We start from the raw sequence: 20,276 nt of genomic DNA on the forward strand, positions 1-20,276 counted from the left end.
TTTATTTGGTGGCAGGAATTGGCAGGTACGGCGCCACGTAGGCATCTGAACCGGCGGCATAGAACAGGGCGCCCTCGGTAACCTTGGCGTTACCCTTGCTGAACACGAGATCCATGCAGGAAACCGATGCCTTGGCATCGTTGGCGAATACGCGGTACAGCACTTGGCTCTCGCCTTCGTAGGTGTTGGCCACGGCCTTGATCGTTTGCGCTTTGTTCTTGCTGTTTTGGTCGTAGTCTTTGACGACCTGCAAAATCGGCTGGCGATCAACTTGCGCGTTTTCGCGCAGGATCGAAACAGGCGACACCGTGACCAGATGACCGTTTACAGTGTTGGCCCACACGCGGTTGTTGTACCCCGGGAGGTAGTCCTTCGTCGCATGACGCTGCAGAGGCTTGTCATCAGCCATGCTCAGGACATCACCGGCATTACGAGGCATGTCAGCTTCGCAGCTTGCGATTGGCATTTCTTTGGCGTGTGCGGAGCTGATCAGCGCAAAGCCACTTCTCTTGGGCTCGATGTTATGGGCCATGGACCAGTTATATGCATCCGCCGGCTTGCCGGCGAAATCGACAGCAGGCTTAGCCTTGGTAACCAGCTTCTGGGCATTGCTGGTGCTAGCGACTGCAGTCCCAGATGCAGGCTTCTGAGTGGCCACCGGAGCGTTTGCGGAGCCAGAAGACTTAACGGTCTGGGTGACGGCTGTACTTGGCTTGACGGTCGGGGATGTGCCGTATTGCAGGTACTTGGTGTTGCCGGCCTCAGCCTGGGCACGCATGACCAGCGCTTGCTCGTTGGCCAGTTCGACGATTTCTACGCGGCGGTTCTGGCCACGCACAAACGGATCGCTGTTGTCGGCGATTGGGCGAGAGGATCCAGCACCCTGGTAGTAGATCACGGTGGCGGGGATGCCGGCTTGCATCAGCACATTGCCCACAGTTCTAGCACGACGCTCGGACAGCTTTTGGTTGTGCTCAGCGTTACCGGTAGCATCGCTGTGGCCAACCACGAGCAGGCGACGCTCTTGAAGCTGTTTGGCGGCGGCTTTCTGGTCGGTAGTGCTGGGCCTGGAGTACATCTGCGCCAGCTTGCTGACTGCACGCTTGCCGTTTTCGGTGAGCTGGTCAGAGTCTGTGGCAAACATGCCGCTGTCTTCGATCTGGGTGACTAGGCCAGCCTCTTTCGGCACGGCGGTAACTACAGCGCTGGAAGCGACAGTCAGCTGCTCGGTAGTGATTTTAAGGTTTTCTTCTTTAGCGATGCGGTCCAGCTCTTGAAGACGGGACTGCCAGACATAGCCCAAGGCGCAGCCAATTGCGCCGCCAGCTGCAGCGCCAACAAGTGCCCCATCCTTACCTTTCAGAGCGTATCCGGCTGCGCCGCCAGCAATAATCCCAACTCCGCAGAGCACAGGCATGCCGTAGTCTTTGCCAATGGTATTTACGGAGTCTTTAAAACCCTGCACTTGCTGACCGCTGCATCCGGCTACCGTAAGGAATGCGCAGCTGAGTGCGGTTAGGCGAAACGTTTTCTGCATGACGGCTCCTTGCCGGTCTATTTTTTCGACGATGGCAAATTGACACCTGCCTGCGCGTGGAATTTACAGAGAAATGTCCCATATCGCCATCAGGAACCAGCCGACGACAGGTTTTATTTCTGACCGACTGGTAGCGGGGCGTATATCCGCGTGAGTTGCCCTTGAGACAATAGGGCAACTATTTGGAAATGCTTGCTCTTTGCCCGGCGGTTGCAAAGGGGCGGTTCCTACCGTCCATGACCGCTAGCTGTCGGCCATTGCCTGTCAGTGGCAACCGGCAGCGCTGAGCCGAAAGCTGCCTTCTGTGAACGACTGCTTCTGGCCCAGAGTGTGTAAAAACACTAAGGGGGCTCACTTATAGGTTCTTCACCTGCCGGAAATCTTTAAGCCTCGTTTCCCCGCACTCATACCTTCTTGACGTTAACAGCTGCGCCGATAGTGCCGCCGGAAACAGATACGATGTAGTCGGCCGCTCTTTGGCAGAGGATGACGTGCGATGAACGGATTATGAGGGTAAGAGGCATGAGCGAGAGCGGGTCAATGTCGATACGTTCTCCTGATGTGCCTCGAAGCGACAATGTCAGTTCCGTCCATTTGCGATCATCTGAACCTGCGCAGTCACCGTCAGAGTCTACATCACATCCGGTTCCCCATAGATGTTCAGCAATGCAATAGAAGGCCGGTAATGGTCTTTCTGGCGTGATTTGAATGGAATAGAAATTAGACATGATTTGTTGGCCGCGCCTATCTGTAAGCAGAAGAAAGGGTATCTCTGAGCCTGAGGCTGAGCAATCAGAGTCGCTGGCCCCAGAGCGTCGATATCGGTTGCGCCGCTGAGGCTGATAGTCTCAGTAGAGAAGGGGTCGCTCTCTAGCAGTTCGCAAGCGCCTGGCGCGTTTTCATAGTGATAGCTTTGCCAGTCAACGAGAGACACCGCCACGACGTTTTCGAATGGTAGACGATCGTAATGCTCGCTCTGGAAACCGGATGATCCTCGCGTTTTGGCTCAACAAATCTGACGTAGATCTGCTTTTTTGTGATGTCCGCCGCTGCCCCGCGTGGCGTCCCATGTGAGCCTTGAAGTCTTACCGGATCGGCTCTGAAGTGTTTGCATGGAACAGCGCCTTTCGGCCAATTGCAGACGCCCAAACGGGATAAAGTGATCAGTCGATCTGTGAGCTAGCCTTTGAGGGTTTGCATGATTTTCACGACCAAGGGCTTCGTGTAATTCTCACCGGTGTCAGTACCAAGTGGGTCGTCACTGCGCAGCCATTCACCTTGATCGAAAGCTTGATAAAGCAAAAAGGCGGGCTGAGGGATGTCCTCAGTCATGCTCACTTCAACTACGGCATTGATGATCCCGTTCATGACATCGTCACAGAATTCGTAGGCTAGCGAGCCATCTAAATAGCCTCCTGCAACCGCAACAGATAGCTCGTTCAGGACTTGTTTGGGTGCAATGTTGAACGCTTGGCAAATGCGGGCAAGGTCGGTCAGCGTCAGACCGTCTGCTTGCGCCATCGCCAACAGCTCATTGATTTCGCTCTTTGGTAAAACGCCGATCATGGCTGTCTACCTAGTCGAGGTCGTCCTCACCTTTCTATCTGCAGTTACCCGCTTTGCGATATCCCGCTGCTTGCGCTTCGGACTCGGAACCGAATGCAATTTGATTTTTCAGCGCCACCTGCGAATAACCCGGGCAGCCTTCAGCCAGGTGATAAACATGGCTGTTACGGTTGCCAACGATTGAACCTGCGCTGACTGTCGAGATTTGGGTGGGCGTTGAGGTAGGGCGGTTGTGTTGAGCAGGTGCCAAGGCGACGACCCCATCTCCAACCGTCTTGTAGCCTGCCTGTAGTGGTCTAATGAAACCGGACACCCATTTAGGCGAGAATGCTCGCCAGATAGAGGTGTCTGATGACCAAGCAACGTCGTTCCTTTTCCGCTGAATTCAAACGCGAGGCCGCAGGCCTCGTGCTCGATCAAGGCTATAGCCATATCGAAGCCAGCCGCTCGCTTGGGGTGGTCGAGTCCGCGTTGCGTCGCTGGGTTAATCAACTCCAGCAGGAGCGCAACGGCGTTACTCCGCAGAGTAAGGCGCTGACGCCTGAGCAGCAGAAAATCTAGGAATTGGAAGCTCGAATCGCTCGCCTTGAACGGGAGAAATCCATTTTAAAAAAGGCTACCGCGCTCTTGATGTCAGAACAGCACGAGCGCACGCGCTGATTGATCAACTGAGCGCCCAAGAGCCGGTCGATTGGCTTTGCACAGTCTTTGACATTACTCGCTCGTGTTACTACTCCCACCGCCTCAGGCGCCGAACTCCGGACGTTGAGCGGCTTCGGTTGCGCAGTCGGGTCAACGAACTGTTTACGCAAAGGCGAAGCGCTGCCGGTAGCCGCAGCATCGTGTCGATGATGCAGGAAGACGGTGAGCAAATCGGGCGGTTCAAGCTGCGTGGCCTGATGCGGGAGCTGGAGTTGGTTAGCAAACAACCTGGATCACATGCCTACAAACAGGCGACGGTTGAGCGGCCTGACATTCCGAACATCTTGAATCGAGAGTTTGATGTGCCGGCGCCGAATCAAGTCTGGTGTGGCGGCATCACTTACATCTGGGTTCAATGGAAATGGCATTACCTGGCTGTCGTTCTGGATCTCTACGCATGCCGAATTGTGGGTTGGGCGCTGTCAAACAAGCCGGATGCGGATCTGGTCATCAAGGCGTTGGACATGGCTTACGAACAGCGCGGCAGGCCTCAAGGGCTGCTGTTTCACTCGGATCAGGGCGCCCAATATGGCAGTCGCCAGTTTCGCCAGTTTCGCCAGTTTCGCCAACGGCTCTGGCGTTACCGCATGCGCCAAAGCATGAGCCGTCGCGGAAACTGTTGGGATAATGCGCCGAAGGAGCGTGTGTTTCGCAGCTTGAAAACTGAATGGATACCGACCGTGGGCTACATGACAGCTCAAGAAGCGCACCGCGACATCAGTCATTACCTGATGCATCGGTACAACTGGATTAGACCGCACCAATTCAACAACGGACTGGCCCCAGCTCAGGCCGAGAAAAAACTTAACGTCGTGTCCGTGATTAGTTGACCACTACACGTGGGACTTTGAATCAGAATATTTTGCGCGTTTTTGGCTTAGAGCGGCCCCTTCGCGACAGGCGGATTTCAGCCAGGATCTGACATTCTCGGCAATCGAAAAATCGCCCTGTAGTACCGGTCTCAATAGGCTGAGGTTGGTTGTGAGCTGACCTTAATGAGCGTTCGGGTAGTCAAAAAGTCGCGAATGGGGGAGTGCTGAAGACGCTTTGGAAACAGATTTCAGCTGTTCTGCTAAGTGAGGGCCGGATTATGATTTTCAAACCCTGTGCTATTAGGAGGCGGCAGTCCACCTTTTCAGGGTCCACAACCGATCATTGCGGCAGAAATTCAAAGTGGGGGAACAGATGGGGGAACAGAAAGCCCAGAAAGCAAAAAGGCCCCATAAAATGGGGCCTTTCAGTGCAAATATGGCGGAGGCGATGGGATTCGAACTCATGGACCTGTTACAGTCGACGGTTTTCAAGACCGTTGCCTTAAACCACTCGGCCACACCTCCAGATCTGTTGCGGGCGCCATAATACCTGAATGAAACACACTGTCAAACTCTCTCCATAGCTTGTTACAGAGCGTCTGTTATGATCTTTGCGACTGAACGTTTCAAACCAACAGGAGTGTCGCCATGCGCGAACAGGATTACGCAGTTAATAACAGCGTGCAGGCTGAGCAGCTAGAGGTTAGCCGCGTCCTGCGCAACACTTACGGCTTGCTGGCCCTGACCCTCGCTTTCAGCGGTGTGATGGCGTATGTCGCACAGCAGATGCGTGTTGGCTACCCGAACATTTTCGTGGTGCTGATCGGTTTCTACGGCCTTTTCTTCCTCACCAACAAACTCCGTGATTCCGCGTGGGGCCTGGTGTCGGCGTTTGCCCTGACCGGTTTCATGGGTTTCCTGCTCGGCCCGATCCTCAACCGTTACCTGGGCATGCAGGGCGGCGCGGAAGTGGTCAGCTCGGCATTTGCGATGACGGCACTGGTATTTGGCGGTCTGTCCGCCTACGTGCTGATTTCCCGCAAGGACATGAGCTTCCTCAGTGGTTTCATCACTGCTGGTTTCTTCGTGTTGCTGGGCGCTGTGGTCGCGAGCTTCTTCTTCCAGATCAGCGGCCTGCAACTGGCGATCAGCGCAGGTTTCGTGCTGTTCTCGTCGGTCTGCATTCTGTTCCAGACCAGCGCCATCATTCACGGCGGCGAGCGTAACTACATCATGGCGACCATCAGCCTGTATGTATCGATCTACAACCTGTTCATCAGCCTGTTGCAGATCTTCGGCATCATGAGCCGCGACGATTGATCATCGTCCATGAATGAAAAAACCCGCTTCGCAGCGGGTTTTTTCTTGTCTGCGATTCACACCGGAACTCACGCCATCGGTGGCAAGCGCCGTTTGACCGGTGTTTTCTTGACGATGGCGGTATTGGTTTCGGCGTGGCTGTTGAGGCGGTCGAGCAGGGTGTCCAGTTGTTCCATAGAGCGCACGTGCAGGCGAGCGATGAAGCAGTCGTCGCCGGTGACCTTGTCGCACTCGGTGAACTCGGGGATGGCCTGAATCTGCCGCTCCACTTCGTGCAACTGTCCAGGCAGGGGGCGGATGCGCACGATGGCCTGGAGTTGATAGCCGAAGCATTTAGGGTCGATCTCCACCGTATAACCCTTGAGCACGCCACGTTCTTCAAGGCGTCGTAAACGCTCGGCAACGCTGGGCGAAGATAGACCGCTGATGCTTGCCAAGGCCTTGAGCGAGCGCCGTGAGTCTTCCATGAGGGCCGCAATCAGCACTTGGTCGATGTCGTCGGTCATGTCTCAATTCCTGTAAGGCAATTAATCGAAATAGCCTTCATAAGAAAGGCAGAGCCAGATTTTAGCCTTCTTTTTGCTCTGGAGAAGCCCTGCGCCCAATCGGCATACTTTGGGCTCACACACAGGAGCCTGATGATGGACAACAACCTACGTCGCGGATCATTCGAAATGACCGCCGCCATGCTGATCTCCGGGACTATTGGCTGGTTTGTACTGGTATCCGGCCAGCCGGTGCTGGATGTGGTGTTCTGGCGTTGCCTGTTCGGCGCCGGCACCTTGTTGCTCATCTGCGCGGCATTTGGCTTCCTGCGCCCGGGCATTCTGACCCGCACCACGTTCCTGTTGGCGGTGCTCAGCGGGGTGGCGATTGTGGGTAACTGGGTGCTGTTGTTCGCTTCCTACTCACGCGCCTCGATTGCCATCGGCACGGCGGTATACAACGTCCAGCCGTTCATGCTGGTGGGGTTGGCTGCGCTCTTTCTCAACGAAAAGATCACCCTCCAGAAGCTGATCTGGCTGGGCGTTTCATTTCTGGGGATGCTGGCGATCGTCAGCGCTCATGGCGAACAGGGTGAGGCGGGCAATGATTACTTGCTGGGTATTGCCCTGGCGCTGGGCGCGGCGTTCCTTTATGCGATTGCCGCCTTGATCATCAAGCGCCTGACCGGCACGCCACCGCACTTGATTGCCTTGGTCCAGGTCAGCACTGGCGTGTTGCTGCTGGCGCCGTTTGCGCATTTCTCCGCGTTGCCGCAAGCACCGAGCGCATGGGCCAGTCTGGTAACCCTCGGCATCGTGCACACCGGCGTGATGTATGTGCTGCTATACGGCGCGATCCAGAAGCTGCCGACTGCACTGACCGGCGCGTTGTCGTTCATCTACCCGATTGCGGCGATTTTCGTCGACTGGTTTGCCTTCGGTCATCAACTGCAAATGCTGCAATGGATCGGGGTGGCGGCAATTCTGCTGGCCGCTGCCGGTATGCAGCAAGGTTGGAGCCTGAAGTTTCGCCGCGCCGTCACCCCATGACATCAGATGCTCCAGCGCGGCGCAGTCTTGGCCAAGCGTTGGCGCATTTCGCCGATATTGTTGGCCATCTGACGGCTCAGCAAACGGTAGCCGTCCAGCGGATGATCGACCTGCGTATCCAGGCTCGCGTCCGCCGGCGGTTCAATCGGGCGAGACAATCGCTGGAAGGCCCCGGATTTCAGCGCCCGGGCCATGCCGACCAGTTGCACGCGGATCAGTCGATGCTCCGCTTTCAGCGCCGATTGCAGATGAGCCATGGCGTTTGGGTCGTTGGCGTCGGGTCGGGTGTTGGCGAGGATCTCCAGGGTGCTGACACACAGGCGCAAGTGACGCTGGATGGCGTCGAGCTCATTCATGGAAATCTTCACTTCCTTGGACACCGAGGGCATCAGCGAACGCAATTGCACCATCACCACGTTCAAGCGATTCATCAGCCTCACGTGCTCGTCATCAGTGACAGGTTGGCCATTGATGATGCGCCCATAAATCGTCGCGCAATCGCGCAGGGCATCGGCCAGGTTGTAGCGCCAGGAATAAACCGCATACAGGGGCAGGGCGAAGGAAAACGCCAGGGCCAGGCCTATCCCGATCAAGATGTCCACCCCGCGCCACAAGCCATCGGAGACCGGATTGTCGCCATGCCCGGCGACGATGAACACGGTGATTGCCGCCAACAGCGCCGTGTATCCGCCCTTGCCGATGGCGTGGTAGGAGAAAAAACCGCAAATCACCGCCATGGCGAAATAGGTCAGCCACGGCAGGCCGAGCCAGGCCTGTTGCACCACCAGCAGCAGGCCGATAGACGCGCCGAGCAGGGTGCCGATCGCGCGTTCGGCGGCTTTCTTGCCGATGTTGCCGTGGTGTTGCAAGCCGCCAATCACCACCAGCATGGTCACCGACGCCCACTCGCCGTGGGGAAGGTTGATGCCGGTGGTCAGCAGGATCGTTGCCAACAACCCCAGCGACACGCGCACCGCGTGGATGAATTTGGCATGGCGGTAGCGCCGGTACGGGTCCAGCAGCGGACGCAATACCCGGCGCACCAAGGGTGGCAGTCGTTGGGTTATGGACGTACTCAGGTTGTGCTCCTCAGAAAATATAATCGGTGGTCAGGAAGCTGGAGTTGCGCCCGCTGATGATGTCGCTGATCAGTTCCTTGTTGTTCTCCTGGAACTTGGTCGCCACCAGCGTACGGATAGAGAACACGCGCAACGCATCATGTACCGACAATGTGCCTTCGGCCGAGTTCTTGCGCCCGTTGAAGGGGTAGGTGTCCGGACCGCGCTGGCACTGAGCGTTGAGGTTGATCCGTCCGACCTGGTTGGCGAAGGTGTCCACCAGCCGGCCGACCGCCACCGGGTTGGTGCCGAAGATACTCAATTGCTGGCCGAAGTCCGACTCCAGGACGTAGTCGATCACCGTGTCCAGATGCCTGTACGGCACGATCGGCACCACCGGGCCAAACTGTTCTTCCTGGTACACACGCATCTGCGGCGTCACCGGGTACAGCACCGCCGGGTAGAAAAATGACGCGCGCGACTCGCCACCGTTTGGATTGACTACGCGGGCGCCCTTGTCGATGGCATCGGCCACCAGCCCGTGCAGGTAATCGACCTTGCTTGCCTCCGGCAACGGCGTCAAGGCCACACCGCTTTCCCAAGGCATGCCGGGTTTGAGGGTGGCGAGTTTGGCGTTGAATTTTTCGATGAATGACTCGACCACGTCTTCATGGACGAATAGGATTTTCAGCGCGGTGCAACGCTGGCCATTGAACGACAACGAACCGGTGACGGCCTCGCTCACGGCGTTGTCCAGGTCCACCTCCGGCAGCACGATGCCGGGGTTCTTCGCATCCAGTCCCAGGGCGGCGCGCAGGCGGTGCGGTTTGGGGTGCAGTTTTTTCAGGTCGCTGGCGGCCTTGTTGGTGCCGATGAACGCGAAGATGTCGATCTTGCCGCTGGCCATCAGGGCGCTGACGGTTTCGCGACCGCTGCCGTAGATCACGTTGATCACCCCGGCCGGGAAGCTGTCGCGGAAGGCTTCCAGCAGCGGCCGAATGAGCAGCACGCCGAGCTTGGCCGGTTTGAAGACCACGGTGTTGCCCATGATCAATGCTGGAATCAGCGTGGTGAAGGTTTCGTTCAGCGGGTAGTTGTAAGGGCCCATGCACAGGGCCACGCCCAGCGGCACGCGGCGGATCTGGCCGAGGGTGTCCTGTTCCAGTTCGAAGCGGCTGGAGCGGCGGTCGAGTTCTTTCAACGCGTTGATGGTGTCGACGATGTAGTCGCAGGTGCGGTCGAATTCCTTTTCCGAGTCCTTGAGGTTCTTGCCGATTTCCCACATCAGCAACTTGACCACGGCGTCGCGCTGTTCGCGCATGCGGGCGAGGAAGGTTTCGACATGCTGGATGCGCTCGGCCACACGCATGGTTGGCCATAGGCCCTGGCCACGGTCATAGGCGCGCACGGCGGCGTCGAGGGCGGTCAGTGCGGTGTCGGCATCCAGCAGCGGGGTACTGCCCAGAATCACTTGTTCATCGCCGTTCTCGCCGGTGAGGTACACCGGACTGCGCACCTGGGCGAGGGCGCCCGACCAGGTCTTGAGCTGGCCATCGACCAGGTATTCGCGCTGCTCGGTCGGGCCGCTGAGACGGTACTTTTCCGGAATGTCGCTGGAGTCGGGAAACAGGTTGCCAAGGATATGTTCTGTGGTCATGTTTTTACTCCATGTGAGGCCGTTCAATTTCACTTCAGAGGTTATACGCCTTATTGGTCAGACTTTTTAAGCCTGGATGTCATGTTGCCGCGATCTATTGCCGCGATCGCCCACAACCACGGGTGCTGCGAGTAAACTTGCCGTTCATTCTTAAGGAGTTCATATGAGTTACTACCAGCCGGGCATTCTCGCCACCCCCGTTCCACCTCAGGCCCGTCATATGTTCTTCGCGTTGGAATCGGTCGATGCAGTGCCGGCTGCGCTCGACAAATTGATGCAACTGGTGGACGGCAAGTCGGCGGTGGTCGGTTTCGGTGAATCCCTGGTCAAAGCGTTGCACGGTCAGATCGAAGGTCTGCGGCCATTCCCGGCGTTGACCGGTGTGGGGGTCGACAACCCTTCGACCCAACACGCGCTGTGGTGCTGGTTGCATGGCGTCGACCGCGGCGAGTTGCTCAATCGCAGCACCGCCATCGAAGCGGCGCTGGCACCGGCGCTGCGCCTGGTGCAAATGAACGAGACGTTTCGCCACCTTACCGGCCACGACCTGACGGGCTACGAAGATGGCACCGAAAACCCTCACGACGAAGCGGCGGTGGCTGCCGGACTGGCGAGCGTGGGCGGTGAAGGCCTGGTGGGCGGCAGCTTCGCGGCGATTCAGCAGTGGCAGCATGATCTGAAAGGTTTCCATGCACTGCCATCGGATGAGAAAGACAACATCATGGGTCGTCGCCTGGCCGACAACGAAGAGATCGACGACGCACCGGTCTCCGCTCACGTCAAACGCACCGCCCAGGAAAGCTTCGCCCCCGAAGCGTTCGTGGTGCGCCGCTCGATGCCATGGATCGAAGGCGATCGTGCGGGCCTGATGTTCCTGGCGTTCGGCTTCTCCCTGGATGCGTTCGAAGCGCAACTGCGGCGCATGAGCGGTCTGGAAGATGGCATCACCGACGGCCTGTATCGCATCAGCCGCCCGATCACGGGCGGGTACTACTGGTGTCCGCCGCTCAAGGATGGGCGCCTGAACCTGAGTGCATTAAACCTTCACTGACACTCATATCCCCTGTAGGAGCGAGCATGCTCGCGATGGTCGTCAATGATGACGCTGGCAACCTGACACCCCGCGGTGCCGGGGCCGCCATCGCGAGCAAGCTCGCTCCTACAGGTCGAAGAACACTGCTCTAACCTTATTCTCAAACGGTATTTCTCACCACGGTCATTAGAACCATAAGATCACGTCATAACTCGTTATAACAAGTGATCAGCCCATGACCGATAACGTTCTATCCCTCAGCAGTGTTCCGCTGCACACCCAACTACGGGACGTGCTGCGTGCTCGCATTCTCGACGGCGAGTACCCGCAGGACAGCCAGATGCCTTCTGAAAGTGAGTTGGGTGCCTTGTTCAAGGTCAGCCGCATCACCGTGCGCCAGGCGCTGGGTGATCTGCAGAAGGAAGGGTTGATATTCAAGATCCACGGCAAGGGCACCTTCGTCGCCAAGCCGAAAACCTTTCAGAACGTCAGCACCTTGCAAGGCCTTGCCGAATCCATGACCGGTCGGGGCTACGAAGTCATCAACCGCCTGCGCAGTTTCAAATTCATCGCCGCCGACAAGTTGGTGGCCGAGCGTTTACGGGTGGCCGAGGGCGAGATCGTGGCGCAGGTCAAGCGAGTGCGCCTGATCAACCGCGAGCCGATCTCGCTGGAAATCACCTACTTGCCCAAGGCCATTGGCGAGCGACTGGAGAAGGCCGATCTGGTCACCCGCGACATCTTCCTGATCCTGGAGAACGACTGCGGTCTGGCGCTCGGTCACGCTGACCTGGCAATCGACGCCGTGCTCGCCGACAGCGACCTGACCCAGGCGCTGGGCGTTGAAGCGGGCTCGCCGATCATGCGCATCGAACGCCTGACCCATGACGCCAGCGGCCAGCCCGTGGACTTCGAGCACCTTTACTATCGCGGCGATGCCTTCCAGTACCGTCTGCGTATCGACCGGCAAAAAGGGGAGCAGGCATGACCCATTCCGTGACAAGAGCGACCCTGGAACAGGAATACGACATCGTCGTGATCGGCGGCGGCACGGCTGGGCCCATGGCGGCGATCAAGGCCAAGGAACGCAACCGCGACCTGCGTGTTTTGCTGATCGACAAGGCCAACGTCAAGCGCAGCGGCGCGATCAGCATGGGCATGGACGGCCTGAACAACGCCATCATTCCCGGTCATTCCACGCCTGAGCAGTACACCAAGGAAATCACCATCGCCAACGACGGCATCGTCAACCAGGCGGCGGTGTATGCCTACGCCACGCACAGCTTCGAAACCATCGAGCAATTGGATCGCTGGGGCGTGAAGTTCGAGAAGGACGAGACCGGCGACTATGCGGTCAAGAAAGTCCACCACATGGGCGCCTATGTGCTGCCGATGCCCGAAGGTCACGACATCAAGAAAGTCCTGTACCGCCAGTTGAAGCGGGCGCGGGTCAGCATCACCAATCGCCTGGTGTGCACCCGGTTGCTCAAGGACGAGGAGGGCGCGGTCAACGGCGTGATGGGCTTCGACTGCCGCACTGCCGATTTCCATGTGATCAAGGCCAAGGCCGTGATCCTCGCCTGCGGTGCAGCCGGGCGCCTGGGGCTGCCGTCCTCGGGTTACCTGATGGGCACCTACGAAAACCCGACCAATGCCGGCGATGGATACGCCATGGCCTATCACGCCGGGGCAGAACTGGCGAACCTGGAATGCTTCCAGATCAACCCGCTGATCAAGGATTACAACGGCCCGGCGTGCGCCTACGTGACCGGTCCCCTGGGCGGCTACACCGCCAACAACAAGGGCGAGCGCTTCATCGAGTGCGATTACTGGAGCGGCCAGATGATGTGGGAGTTCCACCAGGAACTCGAAAGCGGCAACGGCCCGGTGTTCCTCAAACTCGATCACCTGGCCGAGGAAACCATCCAGAACATCGAGGAGATCCTGCACAGTAATGAGCGACCCAGTCGTGGTCAGTTCCACGCCAATCGCGGCACCGACTACCGTACGCAGATGGTCGAGATGCACATTTCCGAAATCGGTTTTTGCAGCGGCCATTCGGCGTCCGGGGTGTGGGTCAACGAGAAGGCAGAGACGTCGGTCAAGGGGTTGTACTCGGCCGGGGACATGGCCGCGGTGCCGCACAATTACATGTTGGGTGCGTTCACCTATGGCTGGTTTGCCGGCCACAACGCGGCGGACTTTGTGGCCGGTCGCGAGTTTTCTGCGGTCGACGCCGCGCAGGTTGAGGCGGAAAAACAAAGGGTCTATGCGCCGCTGGATCGTGAGCATGGCCTGCCGCCGGCCCAGGTCGAATACAAGCTGCGCCGCTTCGTGAACGATTACCTGCAACCGCCGAAGGTCACCAAGAAGATGCAGATCGGCCTGCAACGCTTCAGTGACATCCAGCGTGATCTGGACCAGATCAAGGCGCACAACGCCCACGAACTGATGCGCGCCATGGAAGTCAGCATGATCCGCGACTGCGCCGAAATGGCCGCCCGTGCCTCGTTGTTTCGCGCGGAAAGTCGCTGGGGCCTTTACCACTATCGGGTCGATCATCCGCAACGCAACGACGGCGACTGGTTCTGCCATTGCCATCTGAAAAAAGATGAAAACGGTCAGATGAGCAGTTTCAAGAAAGCCGTCGAGCCCTACATCATCCCGCTGGATGCCGAGGAAATGCAGGCCTATGACCGCCTTCGCGTCGGCGCCTTTGCGGCCTGAGCCCCTAAAAAGAGAGACCGTGAAATGGCCTATCAACCCCAGGAAATCTTCTTCCGCTCCAATGCACCGGTCACGGTCGACGAAGACCTGTGCATCGCCCACAAAGGCTGCACCGTGTGCGTCGACGTTTGCCCGATGGACTTGCTGGCGATCAACCCGGCCACCCAGAAAGCCTACATGGCGTTCGATGAGTGCTGGTATTGCATGCCGTGCGAGAAGGACTGCCCGACGGGGGCGGTGAAAGTGGATATCCCCTACCTGTTGCGGTGATTGACAGGGCGCCATCGCGGGCAAGCCCGCTCCCACAGGGGCATGCGATCAACTGTGGGAGCGGGCTTGCCCGCGATGAGGCCCGCCCAGACACCCGAGAAACCGCCACCCGGCCACCCCCGGGACGCATGCTTGAAAAACACCCCTCGTTTCCCACCACGCCCTGATCGTGGCGGAGACGAACACTTAAAATGATTCGAGGGGATACACCCATGTTATTGCGCGCAGCATTCGCCGGTCTGGTACTGGCTTCGTTCACCCTGTCGGCTTCGGCCGAAACTATCCGCATTGCCATCGGCACCCAGGACACCACCATCAACTGCGCCGCCGGCGGCCTGTTGATTCGTGAACTCGGCCTGCTGGACAAATACCTGCCCCACGACGGCCCGTACAAGGACGCCAAGTACGACGTGGTCTGGAAAAACTTCACCAGCGGCGCGCCACTGACCAATGAGATGGTCGCCGGCAAACTCGACTTTGGCGCCATGGCCGATTTCCCCGGCTCCTTCAATGGCGTGGCTTTCGAAACCGCCGGCAAGCACAGCCTGTTCATCAACGTGCTGTCGGGCAGCATCAAGGGCAGCGGCAATGGCATCGTCGTACCCAGCGCCTCAAGCGTGCAGTCACTGGCGGAGTTGAAGGGCAAGACCCTTTCCGTGCCATTCGCCTCGACGGCCCATGGCATGTTGCTGCGGGCCGTAGCGGATCAGGGATGGGACCCACTCAAAGACGTCAACATTATCGCCCAGGCGCCGGAAGTGGCGGGCTCCGCATTGCAGGCTGGCAAGATCGATGCTCATGCCGACTTCGTGCCCTTTGCCGAACTGTTCACCAGCCGGGGTTTTGCCCGCAAGATCTTCGACGGCTCCCAGGCCAACGCGCCAACTTTCCATGGCGCGCTGGTGGATCAGGCCTACGCCAAAAAGTACCCGGAGATCGTCGTCGCCTACCTGCGCGCCAGCATCGAAGCCAACCAGTTGCTGGCCGATGAGCCAGAGAAGTACAGCGAGCTGATTGCCAAGGTCACGGGTGTCGATGCCGAGGTCAACTACCTGTTCCACGGCCCGCTTGGTGTGCAGACCCGCGACCTGAGCTGGAAGCCTGAATACCGTCAGGCCGTCGGCACCGCGATCGATACCCTCAAGCTGTTGAAGAAGGCTGATCGCGGCCTGGACCTGAACACTTTTATCGACGATCAATACATCCGCGCCGCATTCAAGGCATCGAACCTGGATTACAGCGCGCAGTTGGCCAACTACGCCCAGACCCCGCTCAAGGCCCTGGATGCCGCCAGCGGCAAACCCATCACCGACTTCAAGCATGTGGCCGAGATCTGGGTGCGCGGCGAACCGAAAGTTCGTCAATACGCTTCGGCGGAATCGGCGTTCACCGCGTTGGCCAGCCTCAAGCAGGAAGGCAAGAACATCCGCGCGGTGTATGCCCAGGCGAGTGACAGCGGGATCAAGCTACTGGCCGATCAAGCGTGGTTTGCCAGTGATGCCAAAGGCCGCCTGAGCGCGTTCCTGCTCAAGGGCCAGGCCCAGCAATTCGCCACGGCCCAGGGCGGCAAGGTGTTCGACTTCACCGACGCGACCACGCAGGCCGTGGCGACCCGTTAACCAACGACCCTTCCCTGTAGGAGCGAGCATGCTCGCGATGGTCTCAAGGGCACCGCTGGGCGCCAGGCAGCCAGCGTTATCGTTGACGTCCATCGCGAGCATGCTCGCTCCTACAGGGGGCTGTGTTCAGAGGACATGCCGTGTTCAGATCACTCAAACGCTGGCTCCCCAGGGCCATCTCACTCCTGCTCTGCCTGCTGTTCTGGCAGCTCGCCGCCAGCCATCACTGGAACCTTGGCCTGGTCACCTTCGCCAATGTGCCCACGCCCTGGTCCGTCGTCGAAGCGGCGCTGGGCCTGGGTGACTCCGGCAAGCTCGCCCAGCATCTGGGCAGCAGCCTCAGCCGCGTATTCGCCGGTTACCTCGCGGCGCTGGTCATCGGCATCGGCCTGGGCCTGGCCATCGGTCGCTCGAAGTGGGCCGAAGACCTGTTGCTGCCACCTTTGGAAGTGCTGCGCCCGATCCCGGCCGTGGCATGGATTCCGCTGGCGATCCTGATGTTTCCCTCGTCGGAACTGTCGATGGTGTTCATCACCTTCACCGGCGCCTTGTTCCCGATCCTGCTCAACACCGTGCATGGCGTCGAAGGCGTCGATCCGCGCCTGATCGCCTCGGCGAAAAGCCTGGGGGCAGGGCGCTGGGCGATGTTGCGCGAAGTGATCCTGCCGGGTGCCGCGCCGAGCATCATCACGGGCCTGGCCATTGGCATGGGCACGTCGTGGTTCTGCCTGGTGACTGCGGAAATGATCTCCGGCCAGTTCGGCATCGGTTATTACACCTGGGAGTCCTACACCATCCAGAACTACCCCGACATCGTGGTCGGCATGTTGCTGATTGGCGTACTCGGGATGGGCAGTAGTCTGCTGATCAAACGCGTGGGCGGGATGTTCACGCCTTGGCATCGACCACGAGGAAAAGCCTGATGAGCCTATTTGAACAACCTGAAGGGCGTATCGACATTCGCGGTTTGTCGATCAGCCTCGGTGAGGGCCGTGCCGCGTTCGAAGCGGTGCAGGGCCTTGATTGCCAGATCGAACCGGGGCAGTTCGTGTGCATTCTCGGGCCGTCCGGTTGTGGCAAGTCCACGTTGCTCGGCGCACTGGCCGGGCATCTGCAACCACGCGCCGGCAGCCTCAAGGTCGACGGTGCCGACGTGTCGACCCCTTCACCGCAGCGCGGCATGGTGTTCCAGCAGCACACGCTGTTCCCTTGGCGCACCGTGCGCGACAACGTGGCGTTCGGCCTGAAAATGCGCGGCATCGGCAAGGCCGAACGGCGCCGGGCGGCCGATGACATCCTCGCCCTGGTGGGCCTTGAAGGATTTGCCGAGCGCTGGCCGGACCAGCTCTCCGGCGGCATGCAGCAACGGGTGGAGATTGCCCGGGTGCTGGTCAACCGTCCGCGCCTGTTGCTGATGGATGAGCCGTTTGGCGCGCTCGATGCACTGACCCGTTTGAACATGCAGCAACTGCTGCTGAAGATTTGGACACAGATTCGTACCACCGTGGTGTTCGTGACCCATGACATCGACGAAGCGCTGTTCCTTGCCGACCGCCTGCTGGTGATGAGTTCGCGTCCGGGGCGGATCATCGAAGACTTGCGCCTGGACTTTGAAAGGCCCCGTACCACCGAACTGGTGACCAGCCACGAGTTCTCGCGCCTCAAGCGTCATTGCCTCGAACTGCTGCACCACCAGGAGGGGCGGCAGTTACCACGCCTGAACCCGCTTGGCCTTCCCCTTGAACACAAACTGCCGCGATTTGCCCTATGACTTCTCTATTCGATGTAACCGACAACGACGACATTCTTGCCCTGCAACCGCGCCTGACCGATGCCGACCCCGGTGTGCGCCGCATTGCCCTGATCGAACTGGCCGACCTTGAGGAGCCGGACGGTTTGCTGTGGCTGGTCAATCGACTGGCCGAAGACCCGACCGAGGAAGTCCGCGCCGAAGCCGCACGCTTGCTCGAAGCCTGGGAGGATGAGCCGGTGGTCGAGGCGTTGTGCCAGGCCCTGACCGATCCGGCGCCGGCGGTGCAGGCTGCCGCCGCGCAGAGCTTGAGCCTGCTCAAGAGCGAGGCGGCAGGACGGGTGATTCTGCCCTGGACCGGGCATGCCGACGTCAGTGTGCGCGTCGCCGCGTTCCGTGCACTGCGCGAATTGCGCTTCGCCGAGGCGGCGCCAGCGGCGGCGGTGGCATTGAGCGACGAGGATGCCAGCGTCCGACGCGAGGCGGTTGGCGTGCTGGGCTGGCTCAAGCAACTCGATGCAGTGCCGGCGCTGGCTCGACTGGCCAGCGCTGACCCGGACACCGAAGTGCGCCGCGCCGCCACCGGGGCGCTGGGGCTGGCGTCTGATGCACAGGTGCTGCCCGCATTGCGCCAGGCCTTGCAGGATCAGGCCTGGCAAGTGCGCGAAGAGGCCGCGACCACCCTGGGCAAGGTCGGCCACAGCGATGCCGGCCCGGCATTGATCGCGGCGCTGACCGACGATTACTGGCAAGTACGCTTGCGCGCAACCCGCAGCCTTGGCCGTCTGCGATTCGCTGCGGCGCTGGACGCGTTGATCGAAACCCTCGGTCATCGCATCAGCAATCTGCGCAAGGAAGCCGCGCTGGCCCTCGGTGAGCTTAACGATAAAGGCGCCATCGCCGCCTTGCAGGCTGCCCAGGACGATGGCGACCCCGAAGTGCGCAAGGCCGTGCGCATTGCCCTGAGTCAATTGCAATGACCCCCTCGGCGATCGGCAATTCGACAAGCCGCCAACAGTTGCGCCTGAGCTGGCCGGATGGACGCGAACAGCTGCTGGCGCACGCCGACCTGCGTCGCCAGTGCCCATGCTCACAGTGCCGGGCATTCCGGTTGCGCGGCACGCCGCCGATGGTGGATGAGCGTGTGCGGGTGGTTGAGTTGAATCCGCAGGGGTATGGGCTGCAGTTGGTCTTCAGCGATGGGCATGAGCGTGGGATTTATCCGTGGGCGTACCTGGCTGACCTGACTTGATCCACTGCCTGTGAAGAATGAACTGGCCTCATCGCGGCGGTGCGACGATTCGACAAGCCCGCTCCCACACCGATCACTGTGGGAGCGGGCTTGTCGAATCGTCGCACCGCCGCGATGACGATAGCAGCCTCGCCAAAAAAACAGCTTCCTACAGCTCATCGACAAATTCTTGTAAGAAAAATCGCAAAAGAGTACAAATGTACTCCATGACGACTTTAACTCCCCGCCGTACCGCCATCCTGACCTTTATCCGCGAGCGAATCGCCGAGCACGGTCAGTCACCGAGCCTCGCCGAGATCAGCGAGGCCTTTGGTTTTGCCTCGCGCAGCGTGGCGCGCAAGCATGTGCTGGCGCTGACCGAGGCCGGTTTTATCGAGGTCAACCCGAATCAGGCCCGGGGCATTCGATTGCTCGGCCTGCCTGCACGTCCCGAATTGCTGGACATTCCGGTGCTCGGCCGAGTGGCCGCAGGTGCGCCCATCGGCGCCGATGCCGAGATCCATAACCACCTGCTGCTCGATCCATCGATGTTCTCCCGGACCCCGGACTACATGCTGCGGGTGAGTGGCGACTCGATGATCGAGGACGGCATTCTCGATGGCGACCTGGTGGGCGTGCACCGTAGCCCCGAGGCCATCAACGGGCAGATCGTGGTCGCACGCCTGGAAGGCGAAGTGACCATCAAGCGCTTCGAGCGCGTGGGTGACACGGTGCGCCTGTTGCCGCGCAACCCGGCTTATCAGCCGATCGTGGTCGAGCCCGGCCAGGACCTCGCCATCGAAGGGGTGTTCTGCGGTTTGGTGAGGCAAGGCTGATGGGTGCCGTCGTCGCGCTGGACACGCTGTTCAATGGCGGCCAGGTCTGGAAGGGCCGGCCTGCGCCGCCCACCGTCAGCCCGCAACCCACCGGGCACGCCGCGCTGGATGCGGCGTTGCCCACGGGCGGATGGCCGGAAGCGGCATTGAGCGAAATCCTTCTGGCCGGGCAGGGCATCGGTGAGTTGCAACTGGTGTGGCCGACGTTGGCCCGGCTGGCGGACGCGGGCGAGCGGATCGTGCTGGTGGCGCCGCCGTTCGTGCCGTATCCCCAGGCCTGGGAAAATGCCGGGATCGATCTGCGTCAGTTATCGATCATTCAGGCCAGCGAGCGTGATGCCTTGTGGGCCACGGAACAATGCCTGCGTTCGGGCAGTTGTGGCGCTGTGCTGTGCTGGCCGAACAAGGCCGATGACCGCGCGTTGCGGCGTTTGCAGGTGGCGGCGGAAACCGGCTCGACCCTGGCCTTTGCCTACCGCTCGATCCAGGAGGCGATCAACCCGTCACCCGCGGCCCTGCGCATTGCCATCGATGCCCGGCCTGCGCAGTTACGCGTACTCAAGTGCCGGGGCGGGCTGGCCCGTTCGGCGCCGATCGCCTTTGCCGTAGGGCATTGAGGTTGC

The 20,276-nt window shown here is 59.8% G+C and carries 19 protein-coding genes, 1 tRNA gene and 2 pseudogenes; 14 read left to right on the plus strand and 8 right to left on the minus strand.

Features of this window, described 5'->3' with window-relative positions:
• Position 1: 1 nt before the first annotated feature.
• The 4 genes and pseudogenes from AB4O36_RS10500 to AB4O36_RS10515 all read right to left on the minus strand — a co-directional run.
• Positions 2-1,537 carry an OmpA family protein gene (locus tag AB4O36_RS10500; protein ID WP_460124633.1) on the minus strand — a complete coding sequence of 512 codons (1,536 nt, stop codon included), beginning with the start codon at positions 1,535-1,537 and terminating at the stop codon, positions 2-4.
• Between the two features lie 404 nt (positions 1,538-1,941).
• Entirely contained in the window at positions 1,942-2,265 is a 324-nt protein-coding gene (locus AB4O36_RS10505) for a hypothetical protein (RefSeq protein WP_460124636.1), read from the minus strand.
• Between the two features lie 451 nt (positions 2,266-2,716).
• Positions 2,717-3,103 carry a hypothetical protein gene (locus AB4O36_RS10510; RefSeq protein ID WP_460124639.1) on the minus strand — a complete coding sequence of 129 codons (387 nt, stop codon included), beginning with the start codon at positions 3,101-3,103 and terminating at the stop codon, positions 2,717-2,719.
• A gap of 34 nt (positions 3,104-3,137) precedes the next feature.
• Positions 3,138-3,401, minus strand: a pseudogene (locus AB4O36_RS10515) (sunset domain-containing protein); the annotation flags it as partial.
• Between the two features lie 53 nt (positions 3,402-3,454).
• On the opposite strand from AB4O36_RS10515, the pseudogene AB4O36_RS10520 reads away from it, so the two are divergent.
• Positions 3,455-4,635: pseudogene (locus AB4O36_RS10520) on the plus strand (IS3 family transposase).
• Positions 4,636-5,054: 419 nt separating this feature from the next.
• Here the strand turns inward: AB4O36_RS10520 and AB4O36_RS10525 are convergent.
• A tRNA-Ser gene (locus AB4O36_RS10525) sits at positions 5,055-5,142 on the minus strand.
• A gap of 123 nt (positions 5,143-5,265) precedes the next feature.
• On the opposite strand from AB4O36_RS10525, the gene AB4O36_RS10530 reads away from it, so the two are divergent.
• Positions 5,266-5,937: a Bax inhibitor-1/YccA family protein gene (locus AB4O36_RS10530; protein ID WP_064677351.1), complete on the plus strand. Its 672-nt coding sequence runs from the start codon at positions 5,266-5,268 to the stop codon at positions 5,935-5,937.
• A 68-nt stretch (positions 5,938-6,005) separates the two neighbouring features.
• Here the strand turns inward: AB4O36_RS10530 and AB4O36_RS10535 are convergent, their stop codons facing one another.
• A complete protein-coding gene (locus AB4O36_RS10535; protein ID WP_460124645.1) occupies positions 6,006-6,443 on the minus strand; it encodes an Lrp/AsnC family transcriptional regulator in 438 nt (145 codons plus the stop codon).
• 135 nt (positions 6,444-6,578) lie between these two features.
• On the opposite strand from AB4O36_RS10535, the gene AB4O36_RS10540 reads away from it, so the two are divergent.
• Positions 6,579-7,472 carry a DMT family transporter gene (locus AB4O36_RS10540; RefSeq protein ID WP_460141668.1) on the plus strand — a complete coding sequence of 298 codons (894 nt, stop codon included), beginning with the start codon at positions 6,579-6,581 and terminating at the stop codon, positions 7,470-7,472.
• 2 nt (positions 7,473-7,474) lie between these two features.
• On the opposite strand, the gene AB4O36_RS10545 is transcribed toward AB4O36_RS10540, so the two are convergent.
• Both AB4O36_RS10545 and AB4O36_RS10550 read right to left on the minus strand, forming a co-directional pair.
• Complete coding sequence (locus AB4O36_RS10545) at positions 7,475-8,494, minus strand: FUSC family protein (protein ID WP_460142131.1); 1,020 nt, start codon at positions 8,492-8,494, stop codon at positions 7,475-7,477.
• A gap of 67 nt (positions 8,495-8,561) precedes the next feature.
• Positions 8,562-10,187: an NADP-dependent glyceraldehyde-3-phosphate dehydrogenase gene (locus tag AB4O36_RS10550; protein WP_460141669.1), complete on the minus strand. Its 1,626-nt coding sequence runs from the start codon at positions 10,185-10,187 to the stop codon at positions 8,562-8,564.
• 163 nt (positions 10,188-10,350) lie between these two features.
• Between AB4O36_RS10550 and AB4O36_RS10555 the strand changes: the two genes are divergently transcribed.
• The 11 genes from AB4O36_RS10555 to imuA all read left to right on the plus strand — a co-directional run bounded on the left by AB4O36_RS10555 (position 10,351) and on the right by imuA (position 20,270).
• Positions 10,351-11,238, plus strand: coding sequence for a Dyp-type peroxidase (locus AB4O36_RS10555; protein ID WP_460141670.1), 888 nt, complete (start codon positions 10,351-10,353; stop codon positions 11,236-11,238).
• A gap of 217 nt (positions 11,239-11,455) precedes the next feature.
• A complete protein-coding gene (locus AB4O36_RS10560; protein WP_460124657.1) occupies positions 11,456-12,208 on the plus strand; it encodes a GntR family transcriptional regulator in 753 nt (250 codons plus the stop codon).
• Positions 12,205-13,947, plus strand: a complete 1,743-nt coding sequence (locus tag AB4O36_RS10565) for a fumarate reductase/succinate dehydrogenase flavoprotein subunit (RefSeq protein ID WP_460141671.1) — start codon at positions 12,205-12,207, stop codon at positions 13,945-13,947. The genes AB4O36_RS10560 and AB4O36_RS10565 overlap by 4 nt, the downstream gene beginning before the upstream one ends.
• A 24-nt stretch (positions 13,948-13,971) precedes the next feature.
• The gene (locus AB4O36_RS10570; protein WP_008060065.1) at positions 13,972-14,217 is read left to right on the plus strand and encodes a 4Fe-4S dicluster domain-containing protein; all 246 of its coding nucleotides are present in this window, start codon (positions 13,972-13,974) and stop codon (positions 14,215-14,217) included.
• A gap of 212 nt (positions 14,218-14,429) precedes the next feature.
• Positions 14,430-15,836, plus strand: a complete 1,407-nt coding sequence (locus tag AB4O36_RS10575) for an ABC transporter substrate-binding protein (RefSeq protein ID WP_460141672.1) — start codon at positions 14,430-14,432, stop codon at positions 15,834-15,836.
• Between the two features lie 140 nt (positions 15,837-15,976).
• Positions 15,977-16,759 carry an ABC transporter permease gene (locus AB4O36_RS10580; protein ID WP_460141673.1) on the plus strand — a complete coding sequence of 261 codons (783 nt, stop codon included), beginning with the start codon at positions 15,977-15,979 and terminating at the stop codon, positions 16,757-16,759.
• Entirely contained in the window at positions 16,759-17,607 is an 849-nt protein-coding gene (locus AB4O36_RS10585; RefSeq protein WP_460141674.1) for an ABC transporter ATP-binding protein, read from the plus strand. Before AB4O36_RS10580 ends, AB4O36_RS10585 begins: the two co-directional genes overlap by 1 nt.
• The gene (locus AB4O36_RS10590; RefSeq protein ID WP_460124668.1) at positions 17,604-18,566 is read left to right on the plus strand and encodes a HEAT repeat domain-containing protein; all 963 of its coding nucleotides are present in this window, start codon (positions 17,604-17,606) and stop codon (positions 18,564-18,566) included. Before AB4O36_RS10585 ends, AB4O36_RS10590 begins: the two co-directional genes overlap by 4 nt.
• On the plus strand, positions 18,563-18,838 hold the full coding sequence (locus tag AB4O36_RS10595; protein WP_460124670.1) for a DUF971 domain-containing protein: 276 nt from the start codon (positions 18,563-18,565) through the stop codon (positions 18,836-18,838). Before AB4O36_RS10590 ends, AB4O36_RS10595 begins: the two co-directional genes overlap by 4 nt.
• Positions 18,839-19,035: 197 nt before the next feature.
• The gene (lexA, locus tag AB4O36_RS10600) at positions 19,036-19,653 is read left to right on the plus strand and encodes a transcriptional repressor LexA (protein WP_460124672.1); all 618 of its coding nucleotides are present in this window, start codon (positions 19,036-19,038) and stop codon (positions 19,651-19,653) included.
• A complete protein-coding gene (gene imuA / locus AB4O36_RS10605) occupies positions 19,653-20,270 on the plus strand; it encodes a translesion DNA synthesis-associated protein ImuA (RefSeq protein ID WP_460124674.1) in 618 nt (205 codons plus the stop codon). The genes lexA and imuA overlap by 1 nt, the downstream gene beginning before the upstream one ends.
• Positions 20,271-20,276 lie beyond the last annotated feature (6 nt).

The sequence above is a fragment of the Pseudomonas sp. S2_E01 genome (assembly GCF_054668365.1).